The sequence below is a fragment of the Kitasatospora sp. NPDC056184 genome, assembly GCF_042268405.1.
Classification (GTDB): domain Bacteria; phylum Actinomycetota; class Actinomycetes; order Streptomycetales; family Streptomycetaceae; genus Kitasatospora.
The window spans coordinates 1-7,151 of sequence record NZ_JBHJUI010000052.1 but is presented as its reverse complement, the minus strand read 5'-3'; the positions used below and the strand labels follow the sequence as shown (position 1 = coordinate 7,151).

General features: G+C 71.1%; 6 protein-coding genes. 3 read left to right on the top strand and 3 right to left on the bottom strand.

Translation table 11 applies throughout. The features are described 5' to 3' along the window. Nucleotides 1–503, top strand: a 503-nt coding sequence (locus ACFC0B_RS40635; RefSeq protein ID WP_376098514.1) for an HAD-IC family P-type ATPase, incomplete at its 5' end; no start/stop codon positions are given. 72 nt (nt 504–575) lie between these two features. Here the strand turns inward: ACFC0B_RS40635 and ACFC0B_RS40630 are convergent. From ACFC0B_RS40630 to ACFC0B_RS40620, 3 genes are all read right to left on the bottom strand, one after another. After that, entirely contained in the window at nt 576–1,295 is a 720-nt protein-coding gene (locus ACFC0B_RS40630; RefSeq protein WP_376098511.1) for an SDR family NAD(P)-dependent oxidoreductase, read from the bottom strand. A gap of 541 nt (nt 1,296–1,836) precedes the next feature. After that, on the bottom strand, nt 1,837–3,126 hold the full coding sequence (locus tag ACFC0B_RS40625; RefSeq protein WP_376098508.1) for a citrate synthase: 1,290 nt from the start codon (nt 3,124–3,126) through the stop codon (nt 1,837–1,839). A gap of 224 nt (nt 3,127–3,350) precedes the next feature. Beyond that, entirely contained in the window at nt 3,351–5,612 is a 2,262-nt protein-coding gene (locus tag ACFC0B_RS40620) for an ATP-dependent RecD-like DNA helicase (RefSeq protein WP_376098505.1), read from the bottom strand. 72 nt (nt 5,613–5,684) lie between these two features. Here ACFC0B_RS40620 and ACFC0B_RS40615 point away from each other — a divergent pair, with 72 nt between their 5' ends. Beyond that, the gene (locus ACFC0B_RS40615; protein ID WP_376098502.1) at nt 5,685–6,545 is read left to right on the top strand and encodes a VOC family protein; all 861 of its coding nucleotides are present in this window, start codon (nt 5,685–5,687) and stop codon (nt 6,543–6,545) included. Nucleotides 6,546–6,593: 48 nt separating this feature from the next. Next, nucleotides 6,594–7,046 carry a GNAT family N-acetyltransferase gene (locus tag ACFC0B_RS40610; protein ID WP_376098499.1) on the top strand — a complete coding sequence of 151 codons (453 nt, stop codon included), beginning with the start codon at nt 6,594–6,596 and terminating at the stop codon, nt 7,044–7,046. The last annotated feature ends 105 nt before the right edge of the window (nt 7,047–7,151 follow it).

Here is a 7,151-nt window from a genome sequence, read left to right as displayed (position 1 = left end):
GCGCCCTCGGCCTGCGGCCGGTGCTGCTCACCGGGGACAACCGGCTGGTCGCCGAGGCCGTCGCCGCCGAGGTCGGCATCCCCGCCGAGGACGTGCAGGCGGAGGTGCTGCCCGAGGACAAGGTGGCCGCCGTCGAGATCCTCCAGGCCGAGGGCAGGATCGTCGCGATGGTCGGCGACGGCGTCAACGACGCCGCCGCGCTCGCCCAGGCCGACCTCGGCCTCGCCATGGGCACCGGCACCGACGCCGCCATCGAGGCGAGCGACCTCACCCTCGTCCGCGGCGACCTGCGCTCGGCGGCCGACGCCATCCGGCTCTCCCGCAGGACCCTCGGCACCATCAAGGGCAACCTGTTCTGGGCCTTCGGCTACAACGTGGCGGCGATCCCGCTGGCCGCCGCCGGGCTGCTCAACCCGATGATCGCCGGTGCCACGATGGCCTTCTCCTCGGTCTTCGTGCTCACCAACAGCCTCCGGCTGCGCCGCTTCCGGGCCGCCGCCTGACCCGGGCGCCCCGGGAACCGGCAGGGCCCGTACCGCTCGTGCGGTACGGGCCCTGCGGCGTCGGCGCACGGCTCAGCGGCCGAGCAGCTCGCCGCCGTTGCAGTGCAGGATCTCGCCGGTGATGAACCCGGCCTCCGGCGAGGCCAGGAAGTGGACCGCCGCCGCCACCTCGCCGGTCTCCCCGACCCGCCCGAGCAGCGTCCGGGCCGCCCGCCGGGAGACCTCCGCGTCGTCCAGCCGCGGTCCGAAGAACTCGGTGCCCGCCACCGTCCCCGGCGCCACGATGTTGGCGGTGATGCCCGAGGTGCCGAGCTGGGCGGCGAGGAAGTGGTTCCAGGCGTGCAGCGAGGCCTTCGCCGCCCCGTACGAGCCGGCCCCGCGCAGGGCGGCGATCGAGCTGATGGTGACGACCCGGCCGGAGCCCGGGGTGAGCCGGTCGCGGATCGACTCGGTGAGCAGCACCACGGTCAGCACGTTGCGCTCGAAGTCCCCGCGCCAGCGGGCCAGCAGGGCGTGCGGCCCGGCGCCGATCACGGTCTCCCGGCTGCCCGCGTTGTTCACCAGCACGTCGATCCGCTCCGGCAGCGCGGCCAGCGCGGCCTCCACGGCGTCCGGATCGGCGAGGTCGCAGACGAGCGGGGTCACGTTCGGCCCGAGGGCCGCGGCGGCGTCCTCCAGCACCGCCCGCCGACGGCCGACGATCACGACCTGTTCGCCCGCCTCGGCGAACCGCCGTGCCACCTCGTACCCGATCCCCGTGCCACCGCCGGTGACAACCACGTTCCTGGTCATCTGCGCACTCCCTCCCCAGCTCCGCCGCCACGCTGCAAGGTGCGGGACGGTCCGTACCGGAATGCCACGATTCCTATCACGCTCGGTTGCCGTGACTGCGGGGAGGGTGACGTCGCGGCCGCCGCAAGGTGTGGTATGGGGGCGGCACCGCACGCACACGGAGCGTGGCGAGAGGCAGCTCACACCCCCCCGGCGTAACTTCTCACACGCTGATACGTCTTAGGTTGGTAGTGCGGCAGTTTTACCGGTGGGCGGAGACGCGGCGAACGGCACAGCGTCGACGCGCCACCACCGCTGCCGCCGACGGGGCTCCGGCGGGCCCCGGGTCGGTCGCCGACGGTTTGGCGGCCTTCGCGCACGACGCCGGGGTGTGGCGGGACCAGGGACGCTTTGAGCGGCCGTCCCGGGTCCACCGCCGCCCCCGGAGTCGTGCGCCGGACGTTGCGGGCGCAGAACACGAGGGCCCGGCCGCAGGAGTGCGGCCGGGCCCTCGTGGCACGGTGTCAGGGCGTGCGCATGGCGTCAGTGCGGGTGCACGGCGTCAGCGGGCGTCGATCTCGACGTAGTCGCGGATCGCGGTGCCGGTGTAGATCTGGCGCGGACGGCCGATCCGGCTGGTCGGGTCGTTGATCATCTCGTGCCAGTGGGCGATCCAGCCCGGCAGCCGGCCGAGGGCGAACAGCACGGTGAACATGCTGGTCGGGAAGCCCATGGCGCGGTAGATCAGACCGGTGTAGAAGTCCACGTTCGGGTAGAGCTTGCGCGAGACGAAGAAGTCGTCCTTGAGCGCGTGCTCCTCCAGCTTGAGCGCGATGTCGAGCAGCTCGTCGGACTTGCCGAGCTGGCCGAGCACCTCGTGGGCGAGCAGCTTCACCTGGGCGGCGCGCGGGTCGAACGCCTTGTAGACCCGGTGGCCGAAGCCCATCAGCTTGACGCCGGCTTCCTTGTTCTTCACCTTCGCGATGAAGGCGTCGACGTCGCCGCCGTCCTTCTGGATGCTCTCCAGCATCTCCAGCACGGCCTGGTTGGCGCCGCCGTGCAGCGGGCCCCACAGCGCCGAGATGCCCGCCGAGATCGAGGCGAACAGGTTGGCGTGGCTGGAGCCGACCAGGCGCACGGTGGAGGTCGAACAGTTCTGCTCGTGGTCCGCGTGCAGGATGAGCAGCTTGTCCAGCGCGTTGACGACGACCGGGTTGAGCTCGTAGTCCTCGGCCGGGACCGCGAAGGTCATCCGCAGGAGGTTCTCGACGTAGCTCAGGTCGTTGCGCGGGTAGACGAAGGGCTGGCCCATCGCCTTCTTGTACGCGTACGCCGCGATGGTCGGGAGCTTCGCCAGCAGGCGGACCGTCGACAGGTGGCGCTGGGCCGCGTCGAACGGGTTGTGGCTCTCCGGGTAGAACGTCGACAGCGCGCCGACCACCGAGGACAGCATCGCCATCGGGTGCGCGTCCCGCGGGAAGCCCTGGAAGAAGCGCTTGACGTCCTCGTGCAGCAGGGTGTGCTGGGTGATCTCGCGGTTGAACTGCGCGAGCTGGTCGGAGTTCGGCAGCTCGCCGTTGATCAGCAGGTACGCGGTCTCGATGAAGTCACCCTTGCCGGCGAGCTGCTCGATCGGGTAACCGCGGTACCGCAGGATGCCGTTGTCACCGTCCACGAAGGTGATCGCGGACTTGTAGGCGGCGGTGTTGCCGAAGCCGTTGTCCAGGGTGACCAGGCCGGTCTGCGGGAGCAGCTTCGAGATGTCGAAGCCGGCGTTGCCCGCAGTGCTCTCGACGACGGGGTACTCGTACTCGCCGTCCTGGTACCGCAGTACTACCGAGTTGTCGCTCACGTCTTCCTCACCGACGAAATGAATCCTCTTCCAAGGTGCCCTGACTGTCTCTACCATCCCCCATCCGGCGGACAGCCGCGCACCCGGGGTGACCCGAAAGGGCCCGCCCCTACAAAACCTGCCGCCGCCGCCGGTACGAACCGGACAAGATCGGCACCCCACCAGGCTCTGCCGTAAATCTCTTCACGTCAAGAGAACAATAGAGGCAACCATCCCTTGGAGAATCATCCAGACGCAAGCCGGTGGTCCAGCGCCGCATGCCTCCGACCTGCACTGACACTGCGAACCGCCTGCCCGATCGCTTTCCGTGACCCCACCAGCACGACGAGTTTTCGGGCCCTGGTCACCGCCGTGTAGAGCAGATTTCGCTGGAGCATCGTCCAAGCGGACATGGTGACCGGAATCACCACCACGGGGTACTCGCTCCCCTGCGACCGATGGATCGTCACCGCGTAGGCGTGCGCCAACTCGTCCAGCTCGTCGAAGTCGTAGGGCACCTCCTCGTCCTCGTCCGTCAGCACCGTCAGGCGCTGGTCGTCCACGCTGAGGGACGTCACCACTCCCACTGTGCCGTTGAAGACCCCGTTCCGCCCCTTGTCGTAGTTGTTGCGGATCTGCGTGACCTTGTCCCCCACCCGGAACGTCCGCCCGCCGAACCGCCGCTCCGCCAGCCCCTCCCGGGCCGGCGTCACCGCCGCCTGCAGCAGGGTGTTGAGGTTCCCCGCCCCGGCCGGTCCGCGGTGCATCGGCGCCAGCACCTGGACGTCCCGCCGGGCGTCGTAGCCGAACCTCTGCGGGATCCGCCGCGCCACCACGTCCACCGTCAGCCCCGCCGCCAGCTCCGCGTCCTCCTCCGCGAACAGGAAGAAGTCCGGCAGGCCCTCGGTCCGCGGCGGCAGCCCCTCGTTGATCCGGTGCGCGTTGGTCACCACACCCGACTCCTGCGCCTGGCGGAAGATCCTGGTCAGCCGCACCGACGGGATCGGCCCGCCCTCGGCCAGCAGGTCCCGCAGCACCTCGCCCGCCCCCACCGACGGCAGCTGGTCCACGTCCCCCACGAACAGCAGGTGCGCCCCCGGCGCCACCGCCTTGACCAGCTTGTTCGCCAGGATCAGGTCCAGCATCGACGCCTCGTCGACGACCACCAGGTCCGCGTCCAGCGGCCGGTCCCGGTCGTACGCCGCGTCCCCGCCCGGCCGAAGCTCCAGCAGCCGGTGCACCGTCGAGGCCTCCACCCCGGTCAGCTCCGCCAGCCGCTTCGCCGCCCGCCCGGTCGGCGCCGCCAGCACCACCTTGGCCCGCTTCGCCAGCGCCAGCGTGACGATCGACTTCACCGTGAACGACTTGCCGCAGCCCGGCCCGCCGGTCAGCACCGCGACCCTCTCGGTCAGCGCCAGCCGCACCGACTGCTCCTGCTCCGGTGCCAGCTCCGCCCCCGTCCGCCGGGCCAGCCAGCCCAGCGCCGCCGGCCAGTCGACGTCCGCGAACCACGGCATCCGGTCGGTGTCCGCCCGCAGCAGCCGCAGCAACTGGTTGGCCAGCGAGATCTCCGCCCGGTGGAACGGCACCAGGTACACCGCCGTGATCGGCTCGCCGCCCTCGCCCGGCACCTGCTCGCGCACCACCCCCTCTACGGCCACCAGCTCCGCCAGGCAGTCGATCACCAGCCCCACATCCACCTGGAGCAGCTTCACGCCGTCCGCGATCAGCCGTTCCTCCGGCAGGTAGCAGTGCCCCTGGTCACTGCTCTGCGACAGCGCGTACTGCAGCCCCGCCTTGACCCGCTCCGGGCTGTCGTGCGGGATGCCCACAGCCTGGGCGATCCGGTCCGCGGTGAGGAAGCCGATGCCCCAGACGTCCGCCGCCAGCCGGTACGGCTCGTTCTTCACCACCCCGATCGAGCCGTCCCCGTACTGTTTGTAGATCCGTACAGCCAGCGAGGTCGAGACCCCGACGCCCTGGAGGAAGACCATCACCTCCTTGATGGCCTTCTGCTCCTCCCACGCGGCCGCGATCTTCTTCGTCCGCTTCGGACCGAGCCCCGGCACCTCGATCAGCCGGCCGGGCTCGTTCTCGATCACCTCCAGGGTGTCCACCCCGAAGCGCTCGACGATCCGCTCCGCGAACCGCGGCCCGATCCCCTTGATCAGCCCCGATCCCAGGTACCGCTGGATGCCCTGAACGGTCGCCGGCAGCACCGTCGTGTAGTTCTCCACCACGAACTGCCGCCCGTACTGCGGATGCGAGCCCCACCGCCCGTGCAGCCGCAGCGACTCCCCCGGCTGCGCGCCGAGCAGGGCGCCAACCACGGTCAGCAGATCGTTGGCGCCCCGCCCGGTGTCGACCCGGGCCACCGTGTAGCCGGTCTCCTCGTTGGCGTAGGTGATCCGCTCCAGCACGCCCTCGACCTGGGCCAACTGGCGGGGCGCCGCCGCCTGGCCGGTCCCCCCGGGGGCGGCGGTCCGCGCCGCTGTCTGCCTGGCCATCGGGCCCCCTTCACCGTGCGGGACGACTTCCGCTACGCACCGTACCGTCCGGGTGCGACACCGCGGGCCCGGGTGCCAGGCTGGGAGGACGAGGAGGGCCGGCTCCCGCGCCCGTCCTCCGTCGTCGAAGGGCAGCGCACCATGCTCACCACCGCCTTCCGTCCCGGCTCCCCCAACTGGCTCGACCTCACCAGCCCGGACACCCCGGCCTCGGTCTCCTTCTACACCGGGGTGTTCGACTGGACCTACGCCTCGGCCGGCCCCGAGGCCGGCGGCTACGGCTTCTTCCGGCAGGACGGCCGGACCGTCGCCGCGCTCGGCCCGTTCACCGAGGCCCACGCCCGCCCCGCCTGGACGGTCTACTTCTGCACCCTCGACGCCGACCTCACCACGGCCCTGGTCCGCGACGCCGGCGGCCGGGTCCGCTTCGCCCCGTTCAACGTCTTCACCAGCGGGCGGATGGCCGGCTACACCGACCCCACCGGCGCCGACTTCGCGGTCTGGCAACCGCACGACCTGCGCGGCCTCGACACCGTCACCGAGCCCGGCAGCCTCTGCTGGGCGGAGTGCTGCAGCATCGACGCCGAGGCGGCGAAGGCCTTCTACCGCACCGTCTTCGCCTGGCAGGAACAGGACGTCCCGATCGGCGAGTTGCTGTACACCGTCCTCACCCCGCCCGGCGGCGGCACCGAGGACGCCCACGGCGGCATCATGCAGCTCGACCCGGAGCAGACCGCCGCCGGTACCTCCTCGCACTGGTTCCCCTACTTCGAGGTCCCCGACGTCGACGCCCGCCTCGCCACCGCGGAACGCCTCGGCGCCACCGTCCGGATCCCCGCCACGGACGTCCACGGCGTCGGCCGCCTCGGCCGGCTCGTGGACCCGCAAGGAGCCGTCTTCGCCGTCATCACCAGCCCACCGCCAGGCACATGACGCCGGATCACGCCAGAAGGGCCTTCCAGGGCCTTCTAGAGTGTGATCATGAACGATCTGACCATCCGCCGGGCGACCGGCGACGACCTGCCGGCCATCGTGGCCATGCTCGCCGACGACCCGCTGGGCGTCACCCGCGAGAGCCCGGACGACCTCACCCCGTACCGCGCCGCCTTCGCCCGCATCGACACCGACCCGCACCAGCACCTCGTGGTCGCCGAACGAGCCGGCCGGACGATCGGCACCCTTCAGCTGACCGTCGTCCCCGGCCTCGCCCGGAAGGGCTCGACCCGCACCATCATCGAGGCCGTCCGGATCCACGCCGACGAACGCGGCACCGGCCTGGGCACCGACCTGATCCGGTGGGCGATCGACCGCTCCCGCGAACTCGACGCCGACCTCGTCCAGCTCACCTCCGACGCCACCCGCACCGACGCGCACCGCTTCTACGAGCGCCTCGGCTTCGTCCCGTCCCACCTCGGCTTCAAGCTCGCGCTCTGATCCGTCCGGGAAACGCAAAGAACCCCCGCCGGACAACCCGGCGGGGGTTCTTCACAATGATTGTTCGGCGGCGTCCTACTCTCCCACAGGGTCCCCCCTGCAGTA

Excerpts from the sequence above, each read along its gene's own strand:
- ACFC0B_RS40630 (WP_376098511.1), bottom strand. The coding sequence starts at position 1,295 with ATGACCAGGAACGTGGTTGTCACCGGCGGTGGCACGGGGATCGGGTAC.
- ACFC0B_RS40620 (WP_376098505.1), bottom strand. The coding sequence starts at position 5,612 with ATGGCCAGGCAGACAGCGGCGCGGACCGCCGCCCCCGGGGGGACCGGC.
- ACFC0B_RS40610 (WP_376098499.1), top strand. The coding sequence starts at position 6,594 with ATGAACGATCTGACCATCCGCCGGGCGACCGGCGACGACCTGCCGGCC.